The 22,325-nt window shown below is 65.1% G+C and carries 23 protein-coding genes; 15 read left to right on the top strand and 8 right to left on the bottom strand.

Annotated elements, in window-relative coordinates; genetic code table 11:
- Positions 1–35 precede the first annotated feature (35 nt).
- The gene (locus AABA84_RS09375; RefSeq protein ID WP_338311933.1) at positions 36–1,322 is read right to left on the bottom strand and encodes a Spy/CpxP family protein refolding chaperone; all 1,287 of its coding nucleotides are present in this window, start codon (positions 1,320–1,322) and stop codon (positions 36–38) included.
- A 133-nt stretch (positions 1,323–1,455) separates the two neighbouring features.
- Positions 1,456–2,880, bottom strand: coding sequence for an FAD-binding oxidoreductase (locus tag AABA84_RS09370; RefSeq protein ID WP_212249900.1), 1,425 nt, complete (start codon positions 2,878–2,880; stop codon positions 1,456–1,458).
- Between the two features lie 83 nt (positions 2,881–2,963).
- Between AABA84_RS09370 and AABA84_RS09365 the strand changes: the two genes are divergently transcribed.
- Positions 2,964–3,470: a thioesterase family protein gene (locus AABA84_RS09365; RefSeq protein ID WP_338311932.1), complete on the top strand. Its 507-nt coding sequence runs from the start codon at positions 2,964–2,966 to the stop codon at positions 3,468–3,470.
- 16 nt (positions 3,471–3,486) lie between these two features.
- Here the strand turns inward: AABA84_RS09365 and AABA84_RS09360 are convergent, their stop codons facing one another.
- Positions 3,487–3,660, bottom strand: a complete 174-nt coding sequence (locus tag AABA84_RS09360; protein WP_008556598.1) for a DUF1328 domain-containing protein — start codon at positions 3,658–3,660, stop codon at positions 3,487–3,489.
- Positions 3,661–3,897: 237 nt separating this feature from the next.
- Here AABA84_RS09360 and AABA84_RS09355 point away from each other — a divergent pair, with 237 nt between their 5' ends.
- The 9 genes from AABA84_RS09355 (at position 3,898) to AABA84_RS09315 (ending at position 12,413) form a co-directional block, all read left to right on the top strand.
- Positions 3,898–6,525: an ATP-dependent helicase gene (locus tag AABA84_RS09355; protein ID WP_338311931.1), complete on the top strand. Its 2,628-nt coding sequence runs from the start codon at positions 3,898–3,900 to the stop codon at positions 6,523–6,525.
- A gap of 75 nt (positions 6,526–6,600) precedes the next feature.
- Complete coding sequence (locus AABA84_RS09350; RefSeq protein WP_212249909.1) at positions 6,601–6,795, top strand: type II toxin-antitoxin system HicA family toxin; 195 nt, start codon at positions 6,601–6,603, stop codon at positions 6,793–6,795.
- Positions 6,796–6,802: 7 nt separating this feature from the next.
- Positions 6,803–7,093 carry a type II toxin-antitoxin system HicB family antitoxin gene (locus AABA84_RS09345; protein WP_212249910.1) on the top strand — a complete coding sequence of 97 codons (291 nt, stop codon included), beginning with the start codon at positions 6,803–6,805 and terminating at the stop codon, positions 7,091–7,093.
- 88 nt (positions 7,094–7,181) lie between these two features.
- Complete coding sequence (locus tag AABA84_RS09340; protein WP_212250091.1) at positions 7,182–7,595, top strand: hypothetical protein; 414 nt, start codon at positions 7,182–7,184, stop codon at positions 7,593–7,595.
- Positions 7,595–8,266, top strand: coding sequence for an OmpA family protein (locus AABA84_RS09335; RefSeq protein WP_212249911.1), 672 nt, complete (start codon positions 7,595–7,597; stop codon positions 8,264–8,266). Before AABA84_RS09340 ends, AABA84_RS09335 begins: the two co-directional genes overlap by 1 nt.
- A 172-nt stretch (positions 8,267–8,438) precedes the next feature.
- Positions 8,439–8,957 carry an Mpo1 family 2-hydroxy fatty acid dioxygenase gene (locus tag AABA84_RS09330; RefSeq protein WP_338311930.1) on the top strand — a complete coding sequence of 173 codons (519 nt, stop codon included), beginning with the start codon at positions 8,439–8,441 and terminating at the stop codon, positions 8,955–8,957.
- A 28-nt stretch (positions 8,958–8,985) separates the two neighbouring features.
- Positions 8,986–10,017: an NAD-dependent epimerase/dehydratase family protein gene (locus tag AABA84_RS09325; RefSeq protein WP_338311929.1), complete on the top strand. Its 1,032-nt coding sequence runs from the start codon at positions 8,986–8,988 to the stop codon at positions 10,015–10,017.
- A gap of 27 nt (positions 10,018–10,044) precedes the next feature.
- Positions 10,045–10,671 (top strand): methyltransferase family protein, encoded by a 627-nt coding sequence (locus AABA84_RS09320; RefSeq protein ID WP_212249914.1) that lies wholly within the window; start codon positions 10,045–10,047, stop codon positions 10,669–10,671.
- A 437-nt stretch (positions 10,672–11,108) separates the two neighbouring features.
- Complete coding sequence (locus AABA84_RS09315) at positions 11,109–12,413, top strand: PQQ-dependent sugar dehydrogenase (RefSeq protein ID WP_338306221.1); 1,305 nt, start codon at positions 11,109–11,111, stop codon at positions 12,411–12,413.
- 4 nt (positions 12,414–12,417) lie between these two features.
- On the opposite strand, the gene AABA84_RS09310 is transcribed toward AABA84_RS09315, so the two are convergent.
- Together AABA84_RS09310 and AABA84_RS09305 are read right to left on the bottom strand one after the other, a co-directional pair.
- The gene (locus tag AABA84_RS09310) at positions 12,418–13,242 is read right to left on the bottom strand and encodes an aspartate dehydrogenase (protein WP_338311928.1); all 825 of its coding nucleotides are present in this window, start codon (positions 13,240–13,242) and stop codon (positions 12,418–12,420) included.
- A 37-nt stretch (positions 13,243–13,279) separates the two neighbouring features.
- The gene (locus AABA84_RS09305) at positions 13,280–14,197 is read right to left on the bottom strand and encodes a LysR substrate-binding domain-containing protein (RefSeq protein ID WP_338311927.1); all 918 of its coding nucleotides are present in this window, start codon (positions 14,195–14,197) and stop codon (positions 13,280–13,282) included.
- 146 nt (positions 14,198–14,343) lie between these two features.
- Here AABA84_RS09305 and AABA84_RS09300 point away from each other — a divergent pair, with 146 nt between their 5' ends.
- Entirely contained in the window at positions 14,344–15,417 is a 1,074-nt protein-coding gene (locus tag AABA84_RS09300; RefSeq protein WP_338311926.1) for a tartrate dehydrogenase, read from the top strand.
- 50 nt (positions 15,418–15,467) lie between these two features.
- Here the strand turns inward: AABA84_RS09300 and AABA84_RS09295 are convergent, their stop codons facing one another.
- A complete protein-coding gene (locus tag AABA84_RS09295; RefSeq protein WP_212249922.1) occupies positions 15,468–16,409 on the bottom strand; it encodes a LysM peptidoglycan-binding domain-containing protein in 942 nt (313 codons plus the stop codon).
- 179 nt (positions 16,410–16,588) lie between these two features.
- Positions 16,589–17,083, bottom strand: a complete 495-nt coding sequence (locus tag AABA84_RS09290; protein WP_212249923.1) for a MarR family winged helix-turn-helix transcriptional regulator — start codon at positions 17,081–17,083, stop codon at positions 16,589–16,591.
- 101 nt (positions 17,084–17,184) lie between these two features.
- Here AABA84_RS09290 and AABA84_RS09285 point away from each other — a divergent pair, with 101 nt between their 5' ends.
- Positions 17,185–18,393 carry an ABC transporter substrate-binding protein gene (locus tag AABA84_RS09285; protein WP_212249924.1) on the top strand — a complete coding sequence of 403 codons (1,209 nt, stop codon included), beginning with the start codon at positions 17,185–17,187 and terminating at the stop codon, positions 18,391–18,393.
- 14 nt (positions 18,394–18,407) lie between these two features.
- The gene (locus tag AABA84_RS09280) at positions 18,408–19,586 is read left to right on the top strand and encodes a cytochrome P450 (protein WP_338311925.1); all 1,179 of its coding nucleotides are present in this window, start codon (positions 18,408–18,410) and stop codon (positions 19,584–19,586) included.
- Between the two features lie 28 nt (positions 19,587–19,614).
- Here the strand turns inward: AABA84_RS09280 and AABA84_RS09275 are convergent, their stop codons facing one another.
- Entirely contained in the window at positions 19,615–20,334 is a 720-nt protein-coding gene (locus AABA84_RS09275) for a hypothetical protein (protein ID WP_212249926.1), read from the bottom strand.
- 286 nt (positions 20,335–20,620) lie between these two features.
- On the opposite strand from AABA84_RS09275, the gene AABA84_RS09270 reads away from it, so the two are divergent.
- The gene (locus tag AABA84_RS09270) at positions 20,621–21,544 is read left to right on the top strand and encodes an ABC transporter ATP-binding protein (RefSeq protein WP_338311924.1); all 924 of its coding nucleotides are present in this window, start codon (positions 20,621–20,623) and stop codon (positions 21,542–21,544) included.
- Complete coding sequence (locus AABA84_RS09265; protein WP_212249928.1) at positions 21,541–22,302, top strand: ABC transporter permease; 762 nt, start codon at positions 21,541–21,543, stop codon at positions 22,300–22,302. The genes AABA84_RS09270 and AABA84_RS09265 overlap by 4 nt, the downstream gene beginning before the upstream one ends.
- Positions 22,303–22,325 lie beyond the last annotated feature (23 nt).

Raw genomic sequence — 22,325 nt, 5'->3', positions numbered from 1 at the left:
TGCCCCCACCCGTGGCCTTTATTGGCTTGCACCGTTCAGGACGTGCGGCGCGGCCCGATCGCCTCGAACTGCGCTTTCTGCTCGTCGTTGAGCGTGGCGTAGAAATCATCGAGCGCCGCGCGCACCGACTTGATCCCGTCCAACATCGCATCGAGCCGTTTGCGGATTGTGGCCATGCGTGCCGGCGGTGTCATCATGTCATTGGGCTCGCAGCCCGCCTTGAGCAATGCGCTGACCTTGGCGCTGGTATCCTGGAGCACCTGGAGCGCCGCGCGCTGGGTGTCGCTCGGACGAAGCCTCTCATCGATCGCAGCACCGGGCCAATCGAACGCGGCGGTCACATTGCAAGACTGCACCGACGCTTCCCTCGCATTGTTCGATGCCGTCGCACGACGCTGATCCTCGGCCAGCGCATTGAAGCGCGCCTTCTGCTCGTCGTTCAGCGAGCCATAGAATTGATCGAGCGCGGGCTGGACCAGCTCGACAGCCTTCTGCATCGCCTCGATGCGCTGCTGCATCGTTGCGAGCCGGCCGGGCGCCGTCGCTGCGGCCTGCGTCGGACAGGATGTGCGGATCAGCGCTGCCGCGTCGACTGAGGCATTGCCGAGCGCATCGAGAGCGGCGCCCTGCGCATCTGTCGGCTGCACCGCGGATGCGATCTGATCGATCGGTAGTCCGGCGATGGCACGCCGGTCACTGCCGCAGAGCTGATCGAGCGGTGCGCTACGCGCCCGTCGTCGTCCCTGCGGTTGCTGCGGCAGATAGGCCGACAGGCGATCATAGCCATAGGGGCCGAAAATGCCTGCATAAATGTCGGGGTAACCGTAACCCCAGAAGCCGAGCCCGTCGCCCCAGATCGTGTAGTCGTAAAGGTCGTTATAGGCGAACGGCCAGAACAGCGGCCCGACCCAGCCATAGCCGCCGCCCGCATGCTGCCACCATCCGCTGCTTGCGCCGCTCCAGCCGGCCAATGCGGCCGCTGCCACGATCTGTGTACGCGCTGCCGGATTGCTGATCAGCCGGCCATTCCGGAATGCGCTGGTGTTCAGGGCATTGCGGAAGCTCGCGGGGCGGATCGCAGCATTGCGGATCTGGCCGAAGTTGGGCCCGCCGCGTCGGACCCCGGACGTGAACCGCATGCCGCGATGATGCCCGCCGGCATGCCCATGTCCACCGCCGTGGCCACGGAAATGTCCGCCGCCGTGATGGCCACCGCCGTGCCCGCCTCCATGGCCACCGCCATGTCCGCCCTTCGCCAGAGCCGCGCCCGCCAGCATGCAGGCAAGCGCCATCGCGGCAATTCCAATGACCGGTCGCACCATCGCATCCTCCCGCAGAGCCGCACCATTGAGGCATCGGAACTTGGCGGGAATTGGAACCGACAGGATTGCCGAAAGTTCCCGCCCCCGACCGGGGGACGGCATCGGCCCTGCGGCGGCTTGTGGTGCCGAAGGCCTACGCCTCCGGCACGATCTTGCCGGGGTTGAAGATGTTGAGCGGATCGAGCGCCTTTTTCAGCGCCCGCATCGCATCGAGCGCCTCGGGGCCGAGTTCCGCCTTGAGGTATTTCTGCTTGCCCTGCCCGATGCCGTGCTCGCCGGTGCAGGTGCCGTCCATGGCCTGCGCGCGCTCGACCAGGCGATGCATGAACTCTTCGCCGCGCGCCATCTCCGCCGCGTCGTTGGTGTCGCAGACCAGCGAGCAATGGAAATTGCCGTCGCCGACATGGCCGACGATCGGCGACAGCAGATTGAGGCGCTTGAGATCCTCTTCGGTTTCGCTGACGCAGTCGGCAAGCCGCGAGATCGGCACGCAGACGTCGGTTGCGACCACGCCGATGCTGTCGCCGGGCCGCAGGGCCTTCACCGACCAATAGGCGTCGTGCCGCGCCTGCCACAGCTTCGTGCGATCCTCGGGCTTCGTGGTCCAGGAGAAATCGCCGCCGCCGCAATCCTTCGCGATCTCGCCGAAGGCCTTGGACTGCTCGGCGACCTCGATCTCGCTGCCGTGGAATTCCATCAGGAGCAGCGGCGTCTCCGGCAGCGTCAACTTCGAATAGGCGTTGCAGGCTTTCACCTGCGCGGCGTTGAGCAGCTCGATGCGCGCCACGGGAATGCCGGTCTGGATCGCCAGGATCACGGCCTGACAGGCCCCGTGCACGCTCTCGAACGACACCGCACCGGCCGCGATCGTGTCGGGGATGCCGCGCAGACGGATGGTCAGCTCCGAGATGATGCCGAGCGTACCTTCGGCGCCGACGAACAGATGGGTCAGGTCGTAGCCGGCGGATGATTTCTTGGCGCGCGTGCCGGTGGTGATGATCTCGCCGTCGCCGCGCACCACCTTCAGCGCCAGCACGCTGTCGCGCATGGTGCCGTAGCGCACCGCATTGGTGCCGGAGGCACGGGTCGAGGCCATGCCGCCGAGCGAGGCATCCGCGCCGGGATCGATCGGGAAGAACAGGCCCTGGTCGCGCAGATGCTCGTTGAGCGCCTTGCGGGTCACGCCGGGCTGGATCACGCAGTCGAGGTCCTCGGCGTGCACCGCGAGCACCTTGTTCATGTCGCGCAGGTCGATCGAGATACCGCCGGCGGGCGCGTTGACCTGGCCCTCGAGCGAGGTGCCGGTGCCGAAGGGAATGACGGGGACGCGGTTCTTGGCGCAGATCCTCACCACGTCCTGGATGTCGGCGGTCTCCTGCGCCATTACCACGCCATCCGGCGGCTGGTTGGGGATCCAGGTGGTGGTATGGCCGTGCTGCTCGCGCACGGCCTGTGATGTGATGAGGCGGTTGCCGAAGCGTGCGGCAAGCTGCTCCAGTGCGCTCGCGAGGGCTTTCGGCTCCGGCCGCGGCGGATTATTGGTGATGGTCGTACCCACGGAATTCCTCCCGACAGAAGAACCGTGGCAAAGGACATAAAACCGGTCAAGTCAAGCGACCGGACGCATAGCTGGAAGGAAACATGCCGGAGACTGCCGCCTCAGCGCCCCAAGCACGGCCATTCCGCGCCTCGATCATGCAGATCGAGCCGCAATGGATCGATTATAACGGCCATCTCAACATGGCCTATTACAACGTGATGTTCGACCGCGCGATCGACCAGCTCTGGGCCGAGCTCGGCATCGGGCCGGCTTACATGAAGGAACGCCTCGGCTCGACCTTCACCGCCGAATGCCACGTGCGTTACTTGCGCGAAATCCACCTCGGCGATCCCGTGCAGATCTTGGTCTGGCTGCTGGAGGCCGACGACAAGCGGCTGCACACGTTCGAGGAGATGCGGCACGCAAGCGAAGGCTGGCTGTCGGCGACTTCCGAGAACATGTCGCTTCATATGGACATGAACTCGCGCAAGGTTGCGCCTTTTCCGCCGGATATAAGCGAGCGCATCGCTGCGGTCACAAAGGCCCACAGCGCGGTGGCGCGCCCCGAGGGCATCGGCCGCAACGTGGCGATGCCCTCGAAGCGGTAGCGCGTGATCCGGCGCACTAGATCCTGTTGCGACCGCGGGCCAGGCCGACCACGGCCGAGACCAGGAACAGAACGACCGCGATGAAGAAGATGATCTTGGCGATCTCGATCGAGGCGCCGGCGATGCCGCCGAAGCCCAGGATGCCGGCGATCAATGCGATAACCAGAAACGTCACAACCCAGCCAAGCATGGTAAAACCCTCGTCTTGATGTCTGTCTGCGTTTGGCGCGGCTGGCCGCGCCACCTGCCCAGACAATCTCGAGGCGGGAACGATGGTTCCGATCCGCGCAGGGTGGAAATTCGAAAGGCCCGCAGGAACAAATTGGCCTGCCGCGCACGTGGAAAACCTCATTCCGCCGCCCCATATAGACACCAATCCCTGTTAGAAGGCTCCCTTCCGCCACCCCCCGGTGCCATCGTGGGGCCTATGATTCGCATGACCGAGCCGAGCAAGATCACGTCCCAGAACGTCCCCGATCACCAGCCCGCAGCCGGCGGCATCGCCGCGCGTGCGCGCGCCTCGGTGGGCCCGAAATATCTGTCCGGGCTCAATCCGGAGCAGCGCGAGGCCGTGGAGACGCTGGACGGCCCGGTCCTGGTGCTGGCCGGCGCCGGCACCGGCAAGACGCGCGTGCTGACGACGCGGATCGCCCATATCCTGAGCCAGGGCCGCGCCCGCCCCGCCGAGATCCTGTCGGTGACCTTCACCAACAAGGCCGCGCGCGAGATGAAGCACCGGCTCGGCCAGATGCTCGGCCATGCCGTCGAGGGCATGCCGTGGCTCGGCACCTTCCACTCCATCGGCGGCCGCATCCTGCGCACCCATGCCGAGCTGGCGCAGCTCAAGTCCAACTTCACCGTGCTCGACACCGACGACCAGGTGCGGCTGCTGAAGCAGCTGCTGCAGGCCGAGAACATCGACGACAAGCGCTGGCCAGCACGCATGCTCGCCGGCCTGATCGACGGCTGGAAGAACCGCGGCCTGATGCCGTCGCAGGTGCCGTCAGGCGAAGCCGCCATGTTCGGCAACGGCAAGGGCGGCAAGCTCTATGCGAGCTATCAGGAGCGGCTGAAGATTTTGAACGCGGCGGATTTCGGCGATCTGCTTTTGGAAGATATCCGCATCTTCCGCGAGCATCCGGATATTCTGCGGCAGTACCAGCAGCGTTTCAAATTCATCCTGGTGGACGAGTATCAGGACACGAACGTCGCTCAATATCTGTGGCTGCGGCTGCTGTCGCAGGCGCCGTCGTCCCCGTCCTTCGCCTCTCCCCGCTTGCGGGGAGAGGCCGACGCGCAAAGCGCGGCGGGTGAGGGGGACTCTCCGAGCACCGCGCTCGTGGAGACTCCCCCTCACCCCGACCCTCTCCCCGCAAGCGGGGCGAGGGAGCAGACGCCCCCCACCAAGAACATCTGCTGCGTCGGCGACGACGACCAGTCGATCTATGGCTGGCGCGGTGCCGAGGTCGACAACATCCTGCGCTTCGACCACGATTTCCCCGGCGCCAAGGTCATCCGCCTCGAGCGCAACTATCGCTCGACCGGCCACATCCTCGCCGCCGCCTCGCACCTGATCGCGCACAATGAAGGCCGGCTCGGCAAGACGCTGCGCACCGAGGACCAGGACGGCGAGAAGGTCACGGTGACGGGCTCGTGGGATTCGGAAGAGGAAGCCCGCGGCATCGGCGAGGAGATCGAGCAGATCCAGCGCAAGGGCGAGAAGCTCAACGAGATCGCGATCCTGGTGCGCGCCTCCTATCAGATGCGCGAGTTCGAAGACCGCTTCGTCACGCTCGGCCTGCCCTACCGCGTCATCGGCGGCCCTCGCTTCTACGAGCGCGCCGAAATCCGCGATGCGCTGGCGTACTTGCGCGTCATCAACTCGCCGGCCGACGACCTCGCCTTCGAGCGTATCGTCAATGTGCCCAAACGAGGACTCGGCGACGCCACCGTGCAGATGCTGCACGACCACGCCCGCAAGCGCCGCATTCCCTTGTTCGAAGCGGCGCGCGCCGTAGTCGAGACCGACGAGCTGAAGCCGAAGGCGCGCGGCTCGCTTCGCGAAGTCGTCGCCCAGTTCGACCGCTGGCGCGCCCAGCGCGAGGTCACCGCGCACACCGACCTCGCCCAGATCGTGCTCGACGAGAGCGGCTATACCGAGATGTGGCAGAAGGACCGTTCGGCGGACGCCGCAGGCCGGCTGGAGAATTTGAAAGAGCTGGTGCGCTCGATGGAGGAGTTCGAGAACCTGCAAGGATTCCTCGAGCACATCTCGCTGGTGATGGACCGCGACAGCGGCGCCGATGAGGACGCGGTGTCGCTGATGACGCTGCATTCGGCCAAGGGGCTCGAATTCGACAACGTGTTCCTGCCCGGCTGGGAGGAAGGCCTGTTCCCGAGCCAGCGCACGCTGGACGAACAGGGCCGCGCCGGCCTCGAGGAAGAACGCCGGCTCGGCCATGTCGGCCTGACCCGCGCAAGGCGCCGCGCGAAAATCTATTTCGCGACCAACCGGCGGATCCATGGCACCTGGTCGACCACGATCCCGTCGCGCTTCCTCGACGAACTGCCGGCGGCCAATGTCGAGATCACCGAATCCAAGGGCGGCTCGGCCTGGGGCGGCACCGGCGGCTACGGCGCCTCACGCTTCGACGACATGGAGGCGTTCGGCTCGACCTATTCGACGCCGGGCTGGCAGCGCGCCCAGGCCAACCGAGAAGGCAACCGCAACCGGGGCGGCGGCCGCAATGGCGGCGGAAGCGGTGGCGTTAGAAGCGGCGGCTTCGAGGAAGAGGCAGCAACGTTCTCCTCGTCCTCGTCATCAGGCCCCGACTTCGGCAGCTTCTCCTCGCGCCGCCGCGGTCCGATGACCATCGAGGGCGAGTTGGTTGCCAAATCCACCGGCACGATCTCGGACTTCTCGCTCTCCGACCGCGTCTTCCACCAGAAATTCGGCTACGGCCACGTCACCAAGATCGACGGAAACAAGCTCACGATCCACTTCGACAAGGCCGGCGAGAAGAAGGTCGTGGACAGCTTCGTGCAGCGGGCGTGAGCAAAGCCGCTCCGCTCACCAAACACTAGTTACCCCGGATTAGTTTGTGGTCAGGTGATTCTCTTGGAGGACATCATGCTGACCGCGAGCCGCGACATAATTCGGCGCCTGGAGCAAGAGGGTTGGAAACTCGTGCGTGTGACCGGCTCGCATCACGTATTCAAAAGTCCCGCTTCGGGCGAAGCGATCGTCGTTCCGCATCCTAAGAAGGACTTGGGAAAGGGCTTGGTCCGTGCCATCTATAAGGGGGCGGGTTGGAAGCCCGACTGAGGTCGATATGGCTCATTACATTGCCATCATTGAGGACGCTGGGCCGGACCATGCCGTTGGAGTGTGGTTTCCGGACCTGCCCGGCTGCATTTCCGGCGGCGACGACATCGACGAAGCCTTGGAGAATGCGCCAGAAGCGCTTGAACTCTATGCGCAGGAGCTGATTGGGGACGGCCGCCAGCTTCCCTCGCCAAGGACGTTGACCGAACTTAAGGCCGATCCGGAGGTCGCTGACGACCTCAGGAAATACATGGTCGCCCTGATCGAACTACCTACCCGCGCCCACGCTGCCGAGTGAGGACTGTTCGCCGCACTCGCCTGGCGTTCAACAGATCTCCCCCGAACAGCCCTTGACCCGCCCGAACTTCCCCGTATCAGATGCCGCCATGGTCCGGGGCATCGCACTGATCTTGCTGGCATTGGGGATGCCGTCGCTTAGCGCGGCGGAGACTATGAGCTTTGGCGATTCGATCGGGCTCCTGGCCAAAAGTTGCGGTGCGGAAATCGTCGCCAATTGCCGCGGCGTCAACCCGGATTCGACCCGCCTGAAGGAGTGCCTGTCGCGCAACCGCGACGTGCTGTCCCAGCAGTGCCAGAGCGACTATCTCGGCGCGTTCGACGCCATCCAGAAGCGCGTCGCCGCGCGCGTCACGGTGGCGAACGCCTGCCAGCGCGAGATCGTCAAGGTCTGCGGCGGCTCGACCAAGGAGACCAGCAAGTCGATCCCCTGCCTGGTTTCGACGCCCAAGGGCATCAGCAACAACTGCCTGAAAGCCGTCGACGACGCGGGGTACCGCTGATGCGCGCGAACAGGCTTTTCATTGCCGGAACTGCGGTCGCGCTCGGCCTCGCTTTGCTCGCGGGCGCTGCCGGTGCCCAGACGGCGGCGCCGACCCGCGACGACATCGTCGGCAAGCTCAACCATTTCGAAGAAGCCGCCGAGGTCGACCTTCCCGCGCTGAAGCAGCAGGTGATGGAGCGCGCCAAGGCCAGGATCAAGAACGATCCGGGTCCGGTGAACCGGCCGCCGATCGCGCCTGACCTCGCCAAGCTGCCCGCCTTCAACGCGCAGATCCAGTTCGATGCCGACACGCCGATCATCCAGCCGGCCTCCTACCAGACCGTCGGCCGCATCGCGGACGCGCTGGTTCATTCCTCGCTGCTGCCCTACACGTTCCTGATCGTCGGCCACGTCGAATCGAACTCGAAAACGCGCGAGGCCAATGCGATCCTGAGCCAGCGCCGCGCCGACGCGATCCGCGACGTGCTGGTGAACACGTTCAAGATCTCGACCAAGCGTCTGCATCCGATCGGCCTCGGCGAGGAGCAGTTTCTCGACCGGGCCAAGCCGACCTCGGCCGTCAACGGCCAGTTGCAGATCCTGACCTACGCCAAGGTGCCAGAGGAGGCGCCTGCGCATCCGGCTGCGGCGCCTGCGCCTGCGGCGAAAAAGCCCGCCAAGAAGCGCTGAGCGAACGCAGTTTCGCACCCGACGGAACCCTTTGAAGTCCCGATCGTTTTGTAACCTGTCCGGGGCGCACAAATACGGTTTCACGCGACAAAAGCGCCGGTTTGTGCACCGCCCGGTCCAGTGCTATAGCCTCTGTTCGCCCTTCCCCGACCCCGTGCTGCATGAGACCGAAATGGGTGGCTATTTCCAGCGCCAACTTGCCGTTTATGTCGAGTACCATCGCGACCCCCGGAACACGGCGATGCATGTGGTCGGCATTCTCCTGTTGTTCACCGGCGCCGTGATGCCGCTGACGCTGGTCAGGCTTCCGCTGTTCGGTTTCGATGTCAGCCTCGCCGTGATCCTGGCCTTGCCGGTCCTGATGTATTGGCTGCTGCTCGATGTGGCGCTCGGGATCGGCATTCTGGCAGTCTCGATCGTGCTATTTTCGGTTGCGACGGCCGTTGCGGCGCAAGTCGGCACCGCGACGATGTGGGCGATTTTCGCCGCGCTGGTGGTGCTCGGCCTCGCCGCGCAGACCGTCGGCCACAAGGTTTTTGAGGGCCGCGAAGCCTCGTTGTTCACTTTTCCTTCGCATCTTTTGCTTGGACCGATGTTCGTGATGGCAAAATTATTCATTGCATTGGGCTTCCGTCGCGACCTTGCCGCGATTCTGGCGCCTCTTCCGACCAATTCCCTTTCAACCCGATAGCTCTAGACGCGAAACAGCAACCTTCTGCATGGCTCTCGTACTGGTTACCGGTGGCAGTGGCTTCATCGGACATCACCTCGTCGAAGCGCTCCGCGCCCGTGGGCAGCGGGTGCGCGTTCTCGATGTCCGCGCGCCGTCCGCGGCGAACGCGGATGTTGAATACGTCCACGGCTCGGTGCTCGACGGCGCCGCGGTCGATGCTGCAATCGCCGGGGTCGATCAGGTCTATCACCTCGCCGGCCTGCCCGGCATGTGGGTCGCCAACAAGCAGGACTTTCACGACGTCAACTGTCGCGGCACCGAAATCGTGCTCGCGGCCGCAATGAAGCGCGGCGTGTCGCGCTTTTTGCACTGCTCGACGGAATCGATCCTGTTCCCCTATTCCGACCTCAAAGGCGCTGCCGCCGAAGAGACGCTGCAGCCGGCCGACGCCATGCCGGGTGCCTATACGCGCTCGAAGTCGCTCGCCGAGCATCATGCCGCGAAAGCGGCGGCCGGCGGCTTTCCGCTCGTGATCGGCACGCCGACCATGCCGATCGGCGCGGCCGACCATAATCTGACGCCGCCGACGGCGATGCTGTGGTACTTCCTCCAGAAGAAGGTGCAGCCGCATCTCAACTTCCTGGTCAACCTCGTCGACGTCCGCGACGTGGCCATGGGCCTCGTGCTGACCATGGAGCGCGGTCGCATCGGCCAGCGCTACATCCTCGGCGGCGACTGCGTCCCGCTCGGCAACATCCTGCGGATGATGTCGGCGATGAGCGGCCGCCGGCAGTTCCCGGTCGTCGTGCCCGGCAAGATCGCCGAGCTCTCGGGCATCATGCTCGAATATCTCGCCGATCGCGTCACGCGGCGGCCACCCAACGGCACCGCCGAGGGCGTGCGCATTGCGCTCGCCGCAAGCGACCTCTCGATCGGCAAGGCGCGCACCGAGCTCGGCTACGCGCCGCGTCCGATCGAGCCCGTGCTGCGTGAAACCATCACCCATCTGCTCGCCCGCAACGGCCAGCAGCCCTCCGGCGCCATCAAGCATCACGCGCTCTCCTCGCGCGCGAGCTGAAGCCGCCGCCCAACGCAAAGAACCTTCATGTCCTTCGATTTCAGCAAGCTTCTTTCTGTGGCCTGGGGTGGCTGGACCACGGCCTGGCCGACCGAACTCCTGGCCCTGATCTGGCTTGCCTTTCTCGCCAGCTGGGTCGGCGCCTCGTTCTGGCAGGGGCAGACCAAGAAGCAGGTCATGACGCTGGAGTCCGGCCGCTATCGCATCCCGATCCTGGTCGGCGGCATCCTGTACACGCCTTGGATTGCACAGCTGCTGGGCTGGAAGCCGCTCTGGGTGCTCGGCAACACCGGCATCATCATCGCCGCGGTCCTCTCGGCCGCCGGCATCGCCTTCGCCTGGTGGGGCCGGCTGCATCTCGGAAAATTCTGGTCCAACACCATCACCCACAAGGAAGACCATCGTGTGATCGACACCGGCCCCTACGGCATCGTGCGTCACCCGATCTACACCGGGTTGATCTTCGGCATGCTCGTCACCGGCATCGCGATCGGCCTCATAACGACGATCCTCGGCGCCGTCCTGATCTCGCTCGGCATGTGGCAGAAGGGCCGAATGGAAGAGGTGTTTTTGTCCAAGGAGCTCGGCGAGGACGCCTACGGCGCCTATTGCCGCCGCGTGCCGATGATCATCCCGTTCCTGTCGCCGCGGTAAGGGCTAGCAGCTCGCCTATCGCTCTCTCGCGTAACGTTTGCGGCTAATCCCGTCATCCTGTGGCGCTCAGCCGGCGACGCGAACGCATCGCTGGCTGAGCCTCGAAGGATGCACAGCCGCTAATGCATCCGGGCCTTCCATCCTTCGAGGCTCCCCCATGCGGCGCGTTGCGCCCCATGGCCCGCACGTCAGGATGACGGGTCAGGAACCGCCGCGGCCCCTCTCCATGCAAATTTAGTCGGCTGCCATTCCATGGGAATGGACGTCCGTCGAGTTCCCCGGCGTTGACCTTTTTACCGCCAGCACGTTGGATGCGCGCGCAACGAGGCACGACGACATTCCATCGTGGATCTGGAGAGATCGGCGATCAGGCCTGAGCCCGCGCAGGGCATTGGGCGATCCGTTGGACTGTGCCGCACGTTCAACAGGGGATTTACATGACCTTTTCCAGCATCTTTGCGCAGTTCGTCGCGCTCCTCGGCGGCATTGCGCTGCAATGGCGGAAGCTCTCGGGCAACACACCTGCGCCGGCCTGGGGCCAAACGCCGGCGATCCCCGAAGCCAAGCCGCAAGGCGCGATCCCGACCTTGAAGATGCCGTCCGCGCGCGGCTGGAGCGAGGGCCAGAAGCCGACCGTGGCGCCCGGGCTCAAGGTCAATGCGTTCGCAACCGGGCTCGACCATCCGCGCTGGATCGAGGTGCTGCCGAACGGTGACGTGCTGATTGCGGAGGCCACGCAGATCGCCGGCGCGCCGCGCAGCGTGTTTCACTATGCGATGCAGGCTACGATGCGGCGCGCCGCGGCGCTCGGCGTGTCCGCCGACCGCATCACGCTGCTGCGCGACAAGGACGGCGACGGCGTCGCCGAACACCGCGGCGCCTTCATGGAAAACCTCAGCCAGCCGTTCGGCATGGCGCTGGTCGGCGACACTTTTTACGTCGGCAATACCGACGGCGTGATGGCTTTCCCATACGCCGCCAATGCCGACCGCATCACCGCGCCGGGCAAGCGGCTCACGACGTTCAAGCCAAGCGGCCACTGGACCCGCAGCCTGCTCGCAAGCCCCGACGGCAACAAGCTCTATGCCGGCGTCGGCTCGCTCAGCAACATCGCCGAGATGGGCATGGAGGTCGAGGAAGGCCGCGCCGCGGTCTACGAGCTCGATCTCGCCGCCGGCACGCATCGCATTTTCGGCGCCGGCCTGCGCAATCCAGTCGGTCTTGCGTGGGAGCCAAATACGGGTGTGCTCTGGACCGTCGTCAACGAGCGCGACGGCCTCGGCGACGAGACGCCGCCGGACTATCTCACCTCGGTGCGCGACGGCGGCTTCTACGGCTGGCCCTATTGCTATTGGGGCAAGACGGTGGACGACCGCGTGCCGCAGGATCCGGCGATGGTCGCCAAGGCGCTTCAACCGGACTACGCGCTCGGCGGCCACACCGCCTCGCTCGGCCTGTGCTGGATGCCCGCGGGCACGCTGCCGGGCTTCCCCGACGGCATGGTCATCGGCCAGCACGGCTCGTGGAATCGCAGCACGCTGTCCGGTTACAAGCTGGTGTTCATCCCGTTCGAGAACGGCAAGCCGTCCGGCCCCGGTCGCGACATCCTGTCGGGCTTCCTGTCCCCGGACGAGAAGGAATCCTACGGCCGCCCGGTCGGCGTCGCGATCGGCCCCGACAAGAAGTCGCTGCTGATGGCCGACGACGTCGGCAACGTGATCTGGCGCGTCACGGGCGCGTGAAGGATCACGTCCCCACACACAGCGTGGCGCGCTGCTTCTTCAGCAGCGCGATCACCGACAGCGCGGTGATCAGGCCGGTCTTTGGATTCTCGGACGGGATGTTTTCGATGCCCATCGAGAACCGCGCTGAATCCGCCTCGACCTCGATGCGGTGAACGTTGCGCGTCACGGTCGGGTCGGCCCAAACCTGGATCTGGGTGCGATCGGGCCCTATTCCCGCCAGCGACAGCGCAACGGCGACGTTGACGTTCGCCGGAAAGCCCTTCGCCGCTTCGCGCGCGCTGCCCTCGAACAGTTTGAGCGGCTCGCGCAGATTGTCGATGTCGATGTTGTTCTGAACGATGAACGGTGCGCCCTTCAGCCCGTCGATCGGCTTGCGCGTCACCATCTTCACGGATTGGATGCTGCCGATTGCGGCGGCGTTGACGGCGTCGAGCCCGATCAGCGCGCCGGTCGGCACGATGATGCGGCCGCCATTGGCACGCGCGAGATCGACGAGATCGAAATTGTCGAGCAATCCACCGACGCTGACCACGACCGCGGCCTTGCCGCGCTTCACAGCGGGCTCGACGATCGCGCGCAACCGGCTGCTCGGTGCGCACTCGACCACGATGTCGGCGACCTCGCCGAGCTGATCGATCGGCAGGATCTTCGGCGAATGACGCAGACCGCCGATGAAGGCCTGATGCTTGGCGGGATCGCGCACGGCCACGGCCGACAGCGCCAGCCCCTCGATGCCCTGATCGAGCGCGGTCGCGATCTTCGTGCCGATCGAGCCCAGACCGGCAATGGCGACCCGCAACTCGCTCGAAGCTCTCTGTTCAGTCATCGCACTCACCTCTGGTCCGAGCTTCCGTCATAGCCCCTCACGCCTCCCGCGCATAGCTGCGCAGGCGCGCCTCGAGCACCGCCAGCACGTCATCGCGGGCCGGATCGCGCGAGCCGCGCAACCACGCGGCGGCGAGCGGCAGCCGGCCGACCGGCCCGCTCTGCCTTGGCCGCAGCGGCACGAAGCGCACGCCCGTGACCGCCATGCGCGCCGTCCAGCGCGGCACGATCGCAACCCCGAGCCTCGTGGCCACCAGGTTGATGATGGTCTGCTTCTCGTCGGCGACCTGCACGATGCGCGGCGTCAGGCCTGCCTGCTCGAACAGCTTGATCGTGAGATCATGGCTGTGCGGCCGCGAGCGGCGGTCCGGTACCAGCATCGCCTCGTCGGCGATGTCGGCCAGCGTGATCGACTTGCGCGCGGCCAGCGCGTGCCGCTGCGGGAACGCCACGATCGCGGTCTCCTGGAGCAGATCGCGGAATTCGAGCCGCTTGTCCGCACGATCGGGCCGGCGAACGAAGGCGAGATCCAGCGCGCCGGTGAGGATCTTCGGCAGCAACCGGATGGTCTTGTCCTCGAGCAGCTGCACCGCGATGTCAGGATGCCTGGCGCGGAAGTCGCGCAGGAGCGGCGGCAGCAACCCGGCGGCTGCGCTGTCGATGGCGCCGATCCGGAGCCGCCGCGCAGTCCCCGCCCGGGAGCGGTTGCGCAGATTGCTCTCGACCGCCTCGACCTTGGCGAGGATGGAGCGGGCATCGCGCAGCAGCGTCGCGCCGTCCTCGGTGAGCGACACTGCACGCGTCGTGCGCGCGAACAGCCGCGTGCCCAGATCCTCCTCCAGCAGCCTGATCTGGCGGCCGAGCGCGGAAGGCAGCATCTGGAGCTGCTGCGCGGCCCGGCCGAAATGCAGCTGCTCGGCCGCCGCCACGAAGCACCGCAACTGATGCAATTCCATCCCGCAAATCCTCTCCTCTCCCGAGGATTATATCATTTTTTTGTATAAACCAGCGCCAATTGAGTTCGCCCTGCGCTCCCGTCTAGATTCGCCGACGACGCAGACGGCCAGCTACGCCGGCGCGATCTCTCACACGGAGCATTCTCATGCGCACTCATTCGATCGCAGCCATTCCCGCCGACGGCATCGGCCCCGAGGTGATCTCGGCCGGGATCCGCGTGCTGGAGGCGCTGGCAAAACGCAGCGGCGACCTCGCCTTCAGCGTCAGGACGTTCGACTGGGGTTCGGATTATTACAAGAAGCACGGCGTGATGATGCCGGCCGACGGCCTCACCGAGTTGAAGAAGTTCGACGCGATCTATTTCGGTGCGGTCGGCGCGCCTGATGTGCCCGACCACATCACGCTGTGGGGCCTGCGCCTGCCGATCTGCCAGGGCTTTGACCAATACGCCAATGTGCGGCCAACCAAGATTTTGCCCGGCGTCGCCTCGCCGCTGCGCAATGTCGGTGTCGGCGATCTCGACTGGGTGATCGTGCGTGAGAATTCGGAAGGCGAATATGCCGGCATGGGCGGCCGCGCCCACAAGGGCCTGCCGGAAGAGGTCGGCACCGAGGTCGCGGTTTTCACCCGCGTCGGCGTCACTCGCATCATGCGCTATGCGTTCCAGCTCGCACAGTCGCGCCCGCGCAAATTCCTGACCGTCGTGACCAAGTCGAACGCGCAGCGCCACGGCATGGTGATGTGGGACGAGATTGCGGCCGAGGTCGCGACCGAATTCCCCGACGTGACCTGGGACAAGATGCTGGTCGATGCCATGACGGTGCGCATGACGCTGCATCCGAGGAGCCTCGACACTATCGTCGCGACCAACCTGCACGCCGACATCCTCTCGGACCTCGCCGGCGCGCTGGCCGGCAGCCTCGGCGTGGCGCCGACCGGCAACATCGATCCGCAGCGCCGCTTCCCCTCGATGTTCGAGCCGATCCACGGCTCGGCCTTCGACATCACCGGCAAGGGCATCGCCAATCCGGTCGCGACCTTCTGGACCGGCGCGCAGATGCTCGAGCATCTCGGTGAGAAGGACGCCGCTTCAAGGCTGATGGCGGCGGTCGAGCGCGTCTGCGCGGCCGGCGTGCTGACGCCGGATGTCGGCGGCAAGGCGACGACGAAGGAAGTGACGGACGCCGTGATCGACGCGATCAACGGCTCGAACGTGTGATCGCCCCTCGGATGCCCGGGACAAGCCCGGGCATGACAGGTGTGAATTAACTACCTCCGCCCCGCCGGAGGAGCCGGCGGCGTCGCCATCGCTGCGGCCGGCTCCGGCGGTGCCAGATGGCGCGGCACGATGATGGTCTGTCCGGGCGTGAGCTGCGCGTTCTCTGCAAGCGAGTTGCTCTGCGCGAGCGTCCACAGCGGCACGCGATTGGCGGCGGCTATGCTCTCCATGGTATCGCCGCGCCGCACCGGCACCCGCACGCCGCTATCCCACAATTCGACCAGCGTATCCGCGGGCACCAGATAGCGCAGCGGCACGGCACCGGCCTGGGTCTGCGGCGGAATGCGCGGCAGCTGGGTCACCATCTCGACGATCTGGCGATGGATGTCGTCGGACTTTTCGATGTTGATGTGCGAGACGCGGCTGTTTTCCTTCAAGTCGTAGCTCGCATAATGACCGCGAAAGCCGGGGACCGCGACGACGTCGCCGCCGCCGAGCACGCTGTCCGACAGGAAGATGTTGATGAAGCGCTCGACATTGAGCGGCACGTCGCCTGTCGCATGCGCAGGATCGATGGCGATGACGAGGCTGATCGGGATGCTCTCCTTGGCCGCCATCTCGGAGATGACGATCGAGCACAGCCCGCCCATGGAGTGCCCGATCAGCACGATCGGCGCCGCCTTCTCCTTGTAGCTGGCGATGACGCGGTTGCCGATGAACCGGCAGAGGGTGAATTCATAGACATCGGCGGAAAAGCCGGCCTGTGTCAGCTTCTCGCCGAGCCGGTCCATGCCGGTCGAGAAGATCGGGCCCATGGCGCCGCGGAACAGGTAGACGTTCGGCGGCGGCAACGGCTCGAACGGCGGAGGCGGCGGTGCGGCGGGTGCGGCCGCGGTGGCCTTGGACTTGGCAGGAGAGGCGGCGGCCGTGCCGGGGCTCAGGGCGAGCAGCGCAACGGCGGCCAGCGCGACTAGTCGCCTCAAATCAATCATCAGTCCAGCAGTCCCACCACGGGAGGCGAGGGCCCCCTCCGGGGGCTTAGTGACGGCCGATTGGGTGGAATTTGGGGCACGGAACCCGCCTCCATCCCTCCCGGGCTCGATGTCCCGCGCACGTTTGGCGGCGCGACCGGACTTTGCGACGATTGGCCTCGGTCCTCGCACGCGAACGGCTAAAGCGGCAGCATCCGGTTCAGCAATTCGAGCAGCGTGCGCTGCTCGGCCTCGCTGAGCGGTGCCAGCATCTTTCGATTATAGGGCTCCGTCAGCCTTGCTCCCTCCGCAATGAGCTTTGCGCCCTTCGGCGTCAGCATGAGCTCGACGGCGCGGCGATCGGACTTCGAGCGGTTGCGCTTGATGAAGCCGGATGATTCCAGCTCGTTCAGGATCTTGATCAGGTTCGGCAGCCGGAGCCGGAGCAGGCTGGCGAGGCTGCTCGGCGGAACGCCCGGATTGTCGCGAATGACGGCGAAGATCGCATAGGTCGCAGGCGTCAGGCCCAAGGCGGCGAACTCCTCGTAGAAGCCTTCGAAGAACTTCAGCTGCGCCAGGCGCAGCATGAAGCCGGGCGTGCGCTGGAGCGCGCGCAGGTCCAGCGATTTCTCCGTCTGCTGAGCGGACTTTTGCGGAGCGGATTTGGCTCCGGGTCTTAGAGGCTTCGAGCTCATGATTCTCAATCCAAAGGGCCGGCCGAATTGACACTCTCAAAAATAGCTATAAAATATAACTATTATTCAGCGGCACCAAGACCGCTTATGGGAGGGACACAATGAACAGCAAATTCCTGCACAAATTGTGCATTTTGGCCGCAACGCTGGCCACGGCGCCGACGTTCGCCCAGGACGTTGTGAAGATCGGCGTCCTGAATGACCAGTCCGGTCCGTTCGCGAGCTACCAGGGCATCGGCTCGGTCGTCGCCGCCAAAATGGCCGTCGAGGATTTTGGCGGAAAGGCCGCCGGCAAGCCGGTCGAGGTTGTCGCGGCCGACCACCAGAACAAGACCGATATCGGGATCGGCATCGCCAGGCGCTGGTACGAGAACGACAGCGTCGATGCGATCTTCGACCTTCCGAACTCGTCGATCGCGCTTGCGGTGGCCGGCATGAGCGCCGAGAAGAACAAGGTCTTCGTCGGGTCGGGCGCCGGAACAGTGCTGCTGACCGGCGAGAAGTGCACGCCGAACACCGTGCACTGGACCTACGACACCTATTCTTACGGACGCGGTCTCGGCAAGGCGATCGTCCAGCAGGGCGGCAAGAAATGGTTCTTCATCACCGCCGACTACGCCTTCGGTCATGATCTGGAAAAGCAGGCTGCGGAGGCCGTGAAAGCGGCCGGTGGCGAGGTGCTCGGCAGCGTACGGCATCCCTTGGGAACGGCCGATTACGCCTCTTTCCTGCTGCAGGCCCAGGCTTCGGGCGCGAACGTCGTCGGCTTCGCCAATGCTGGTGACGACACCATCACATCGATGAAGCAAGCCGCCGAGTTCGGGCTGACCAAGGACCACAAGCTGGTCGGATTGATCCTGGGCATGAACGGGCTTCCCGCGCTCGGCTTGAAATTCGCGCAGGGCGCGCAGATCATGAATCCGTTCTACTGGGATCTGAACGACGGCACGCGGGCTTTCGCAAAGCGCTTCGCCGAGCGCATTCCCTCAAAGGCCTATCCGAACGACATGCAGGCTGGCGTCTATGCCTCGGTCATTCACTATCTCAAGGCGGTCGACAAGGTCGGCGGCGCCAAGGACGGCAAGGCCGTCGTCGCCGCGATGAAGGAGATGCCGACCGACGATGTTCTGTTCGGCAAGGGCTATATCCGCAAGGACGGTCGCAAGATCCACCCGCTCTACCTGTTGCAGGTCAAGTCGCCGGAGGAATCGACATCCAGCTGGGATCTGCTGAAGGTCGTCGCCACGATCAAGGGCGAGGACGCGTTCCGCTCCGAGAGCGATGGCCAGTGCCCGCTCGGCAAGCCATAGAAGCGGAGCGGATCATGAGCGGCATCGCCTCCAGTCAGGTCGACCCATTTACGCCTGACTTCCTGTTGGACCCCTATCCTGCCTACGCGACGCTGCGCGCGCTCGGGCCCGTATTCGCGCTGGAGCGCTACGGCGTGTGGGCGATGGCCGGCTATGGCGAGGTCGAGCCGGCCTTGAAGGACTGGAAGACCTTCATCAGTGGCGAGGGCGTCGGGCTCAACGGGATGAACCCTGCGCTGCCAAAGCCGCTGACGCTCCAGATCGATCCGCCCGATCACGACAAGGGCCGGCGGGTCCTCGGCCGCACGCTGTCTCCGGGTATCGCGAGGAAGCTGCGCGAGACGTTTCAGCAGGAGGCGGAGAAGAAGGTCACGGAGCTGATCGACAAAGGCACGTTCGATGCCGTCACCGATCTTGCCGAAGCCTATCCGATGAAGGTGTTTCCGGATGCGATCGGCATCCGGGCGGACTGCCGCGAGAAGCTGCTGGCCTGGAGCACATTCGTGTTCGACAGTTTTGGCCCGGACAACGAGATGCTTGCGGCTTCGCGGAAGGAAGGTCTCGCGGCGCAGAGCTGGATCATGGACTGCTGTGCGCGGGATGCGTTGCGGCCCGACAGCCTCGGCATGATGATCTACCAGGCGGCCGACGACGGCGAGATCACCGAGCACGAAGCGACCCATCTTGTGCGGCCGTTCCTCACCGCCGGGATCGACACCACCGTCAACGGCATCGGCAACACCCTGCTCGCTCTCGCCACCCATCCGGATGAATACCGCAAGCTCCATTCCAGGCCGGAGCTGGCGCGCAACGCGTTCGAGGAAGGCCTGCGCTATGATTCACCGGTGCAGACGTTCTTTCGCACCACCTCGCGCGACGTCGAGATCGGCGGCGGCGTGATCCCGGCACACCGCAAGGTGCTGCTGTTCATGGCCTCCGCCAACCGCGATCCGGCACGATGGGACGGTGCCGATCGCTTCGAAGTCGAACGGACCGCGACCGGCCATGTCGGCTTCGGCGCAGGCATCCACGCCTGCGTCGGTCAGATGATCGCGCGTCTGGAAGGCGAATTGATCTTCGGCGAGCTTGCGAGGCGCGTGAAGACCATCGAGCTCACCGCAGAGCCGAAACGCAGACTCAACAATTCCCTGCGCGGCCTGGAGAGCATGCCGGTCCGCGTGACGCCCGCTTAGGCGGCATCACGCGGGAGGATGCGACGGCTCAGTTCCTTGCCGGAGCCGTTGCCGCCGCCGAGCGCGCCTGCCGCGGTGCGCCGGGCTCGGCGACCGGGACCGCCGGCGCGCGCGATCGCATGATGGCGGCGTCGATCTCGGCGATGACGCGGCGCTGGATCGCCTCGTTCTTGTCGATCGAGATGTGGCCGACGCCGGTGCCGCGGACATCGACATTGTCGAGCTTGCCGCGGAAACCGTCGGCGCGCTTGACCGGTTCGCCGGGGCCGTCGCCGATATAGATGTTGATGTAGCGCTCGGCGCCGGTGGTGAGCTTGGTCTTGAACACGGAGTCGAGGCCGACCGCGAGCTTCACGGGCACGCCGAGATGGTTGAGCTTCGCGATCATGTCCGGCAGCGCGGTCGCGCCGGAGGAATGGCCGACCAGGACGATGGTCTTGAGCCGGCCGGCCTTGTAGGCGGTCGCGGCTTCATCGGCGAGCGAGGACCAGGAGACGAAGTTGGCGACCGTCACCGGGATGCCCTGCGCCTGGAGTCGGGCGCCGATCGTGTCGAGGCCGAGCGAGAAGATGTTGAGCACGCCGCGGAGCAGATAGACATGCGTGGTCGCGACCTGGGCCTGGCTCGGGGCCGCCCGGGCCGTGGTCGGGCTGATGGCAACAGCTGACAGCAGGAGCAGGCAGATCGCCCATACACGGAGGGCGGACAACTGGCTGACGCCGGCGGTGTGACGGCCGTTCGGTCTCATCGGTGTTTTCCCTGGGGACATACGCTTTGCGATTGGCCGGAATCGTAGCCATGGCCTGCTCGCAGACGCAATAAAGAGCCGCGTGAATGGCAATCTTAGCCACAGCCCGTGACCATCGCGCAACACCTGCCCGAAACCTGCCACCGAAGGGCCTGTTTTGAGACCATTTTTCTTTCGCCAATTGCGGCTCGGCAAAGGCATTCCTATCTCAGGGCTCCGCTGAGCCGCCGTTCCCGGTAGGTTCCGGCCCCTCCCCAGCCTTTGCCCCTCAGCCTTACGGCCATCCATGTCCTCCATCATCTCCGTCGCCAATCTGTCGAAGACCTATGGGTCCGGCTTCAAGGCGCTCAAGAACATCAATCTCGACATCAAGCGAGGCGAGATTTTTGCGCTGCTCGGCCCGAACGGTGCCGGCAAGACCACGCTGATCTCGATCATCTGCGGCATCGCCAACCCCAGCGAAGGCAAGGTTCTGGTCGGTGGCGAGAACATCCAGACCTCCTACCGCAAGGCGCGCGCGCTGATCGGCCTCGTGCCGCAGGAATTGCACACCGACGCCTTCGAGAGCGTGTGGGCGACCGTGAGCTTCTCCCGCGGCCTGTTCGGCAAGCCCAAGAATCCTGATCATATCGAGAAGGTGCTGAAGGACCTCTCGCTCTGGGACAAGAAGGACAACAAGATCATCACGCTCTCCGGCGGCATGAAGCGTCGCGTGATGATCGCCAAAGCGCTGTCGCACGAGCCGCAGATCCTGTTCCTGGACGAGCCCACCGCCGGCGTCGACGTCGAACTGCGCAAGGGCATGTGGGAAGTGGTGCGCACGCTGCAGCAGTCCGGCGTCACCATCATCCTCACCACGCATTACATCGAGGAAGCCGAGGAGATGGCCGACCGCATCGGCGTCATCAACAAGGGCGAGATCGTGCTGATCGAGGACAAGGCGACGTTGATGCAGAAGCTCGGCAAGAAGCGGCTGACGCTGCATCTGCAGGGCAAGCTCGACGCGCTGCCGGAGAGCCTGGGGCATTACGAGCTGGAGCTCTGCGATAACGGCGCGACGCTGGTCTACGATTACGACACCAAGGGCGAGCGCACCGGCATCACCAGCCTGCTCGGCGATCTCCGCACCGCGGGCATCCGCTTCAACGATCTCGACACGACGCAATCGTCGCTCGAGGACATCTTCGTCGATCTCGTGAGGACGTCATGAACCATCGCGCCATCCGCGCCATCTACCTGTTCGAAATGGCGCGCACCTGGCGCACGCTGCTGCAAAGCATCGTCTCGCCCGTGGTCTCCACTTCGCTCTATTTCGTGGTGTTCGGCGCCGCGATCGGCTCTCGCATCAGCCAGGTCGAGGGCGTCAGCTACGGCACCTTCATCGTGCCGGGCCTGATCATGCTTTCGGTGCTGACCCAGAGCATCGCCAACGCCTCGTTCGGCATCTACTTCCCGAAATTCACCGGCACCATCTACGAGATCCTGTCGGCGCCGATCTCCTACTTCGAGATCGTGCTCGGCTATGTCGGCGCCGCCGCGACCAAGTCGATCATTTTGGGCCTGATCATCCTGGCGACAGCCGGGCTGTTCGTGCCGCTGCATATCCACCATCCGGTCTGGATGCTGGCCTTCCTGGTGCTGACGGCAGTGACGTTCAGCCTGTTCGGCTTCATCATCGGCATCTGGGCCGACGGCTTCGAGAAGCTGCAGATGATCCCGATGCTGGTGGTGACGCCGCTGACCTTCCTCGGCGGCAGCTTCTATTCCATCGACATGCTGCCGCCCACCTGGCGCACGGTGGCGATGCTCAACCCGGTCGTCTATCTGATCTCCGGCTTCCGCTGGAGCTTTTACGAGATCGCGGACGTCAGCATGTCCGTCAGCGTCGGCATGACGACGGCGTTCCTGGCGATCTGCCTGGCCGTGATCTGGTGGATTTTTCGCACCGGGTATCGGCTGAAGAATTGACCGCCAGCCTGTAGCCCGGATGG

This window comes from Bradyrhizobium sp. TM239 (genome assembly GCF_036247985.1).
GTDB classification, from domain to species: domain Bacteria; phylum Pseudomonadota; class Alphaproteobacteria; order Rhizobiales; family Xanthobacteraceae; genus Bradyrhizobium; species Bradyrhizobium ottawaense.
The sequence above is the reverse complement of the archived record's forward strand: the minus strand, read 5'-3'. Positions and strand labels throughout refer to the sequence as shown.

What these genes read in the sequence shown, in the direction of transcription:
- AABA84_RS09320 (WP_212249914.1), top strand. Translation starts at nt 10,045, where the DNA reads ATGTCCTTCGATTTCAGCAAGCTTCTTTCTGTGGCCTGGGGTGGCTGG.
- AABA84_RS09280 (WP_338311925.1), top strand. Translation starts at nt 18,408, where the DNA reads ATGAGCGGCATCGCCTCCAGTCAGGTCGACCCATTTACGCCTGACTTC.
- AABA84_RS09270 (WP_338311924.1), top strand. Translation starts at nt 20,621, where the DNA reads ATGTCCTCCATCATCTCCGTCGCCAATCTGTCGAAGACCTATGGGTCC.
- AABA84_RS09350 (WP_212249909.1), top strand. Translation starts at nt 6,601, where the DNA reads ATGCTGACCGCGAGCCGCGACATAATTCGGCGCCTGGAGCAAGAGGGT.
- AABA84_RS09375 (WP_338311933.1), bottom strand. Translation starts at nt 1,322, where the DNA reads ATGGTGCGACCGGTCATTGGAATTGCCGCGATGGCGCTTGCCTGCATG.
- AABA84_RS09315 (WP_338306221.1), top strand. Translation starts at nt 11,109, where the DNA reads ATGACCTTTTCCAGCATCTTTGCGCAGTTCGTCGCGCTCCTCGGCGGC.
- AABA84_RS09345 (WP_212249910.1), top strand. Translation starts at nt 6,803, where the DNA reads ATGGCTCATTACATTGCCATCATTGAGGACGCTGGGCCGGACCATGCC.
- AABA84_RS09330 (WP_338311930.1), top strand. Translation starts at nt 8,439, where the DNA reads ATGGGTGGCTATTTCCAGCGCCAACTTGCCGTTTATGTCGAGTACCAT.
- AABA84_RS09360 (WP_008556598.1), bottom strand. Translation starts at nt 3,660, where the DNA reads ATGCTTGGCTGGGTTGTGACGTTTCTGGTTATCGCATTGATCGCCGGC.
- AABA84_RS09265 (WP_212249928.1), top strand. Translation starts at nt 21,541, where the DNA reads ATGAACCATCGCGCCATCCGCGCCATCTACCTGTTCGAAATGGCGCGC.
- AABA84_RS09340 (WP_212250091.1), top strand. Translation starts at nt 7,182, where the DNA reads ATGGTCCGGGGCATCGCACTGATCTTGCTGGCATTGGGGATGCCGTCG.
- AABA84_RS09295 (WP_212249922.1), bottom strand. Translation starts at nt 16,409, where the DNA reads ATGATTGATTTGAGGCGACTAGTCGCGCTGGCCGCCGTTGCGCTGCTC.
- AABA84_RS09355 (WP_338311931.1), top strand. Translation starts at nt 3,898, where the DNA reads ATGATTCGCATGACCGAGCCGAGCAAGATCACGTCCCAGAACGTCCCC.
- AABA84_RS09305 (WP_338311927.1), bottom strand. Translation starts at nt 14,197, where the DNA reads ATGGAATTGCATCAGTTGCGGTGCTTCGTGGCGGCGGCCGAGCAGCTG.
- AABA84_RS09365 (WP_338311932.1), top strand. Translation starts at nt 2,964, where the DNA reads ATGCCGGAGACTGCCGCCTCAGCGCCCCAAGCACGGCCATTCCGCGCC.
- AABA84_RS09285 (WP_212249924.1), top strand. Translation starts at nt 17,185, where the DNA reads ATGAACAGCAAATTCCTGCACAAATTGTGCATTTTGGCCGCAACGCTG.
- AABA84_RS09290 (WP_212249923.1), bottom strand. Translation starts at nt 17,083, where the DNA reads ATGAGCTCGAAGCCTCTAAGACCCGGAGCCAAATCCGCTCCGCAAAAG.
- AABA84_RS09275 (WP_212249926.1), bottom strand. Translation starts at nt 20,334, where the DNA reads ATGAGACCGAACGGCCGTCACACCGCCGGCGTCAGCCAGTTGTCCGCC.
- AABA84_RS09335 (WP_212249911.1), top strand. Translation starts at nt 7,595, where the DNA reads ATGCGCGCGAACAGGCTTTTCATTGCCGGAACTGCGGTCGCGCTCGGC.
- AABA84_RS09310 (WP_338311928.1), bottom strand. Translation starts at nt 13,242, where the DNA reads ATGACTGAACAGAGAGCTTCGAGCGAGTTGCGGGTCGCCATTGCCGGT.
- AABA84_RS09300 (WP_338311926.1), top strand. Translation starts at nt 14,344, where the DNA reads ATGCGCACTCATTCGATCGCAGCCATTCCCGCCGACGGCATCGGCCCC.
- AABA84_RS09325 (WP_338311929.1), top strand. Translation starts at nt 8,986, where the DNA reads ATGGCTCTCGTACTGGTTACCGGTGGCAGTGGCTTCATCGGACATCAC.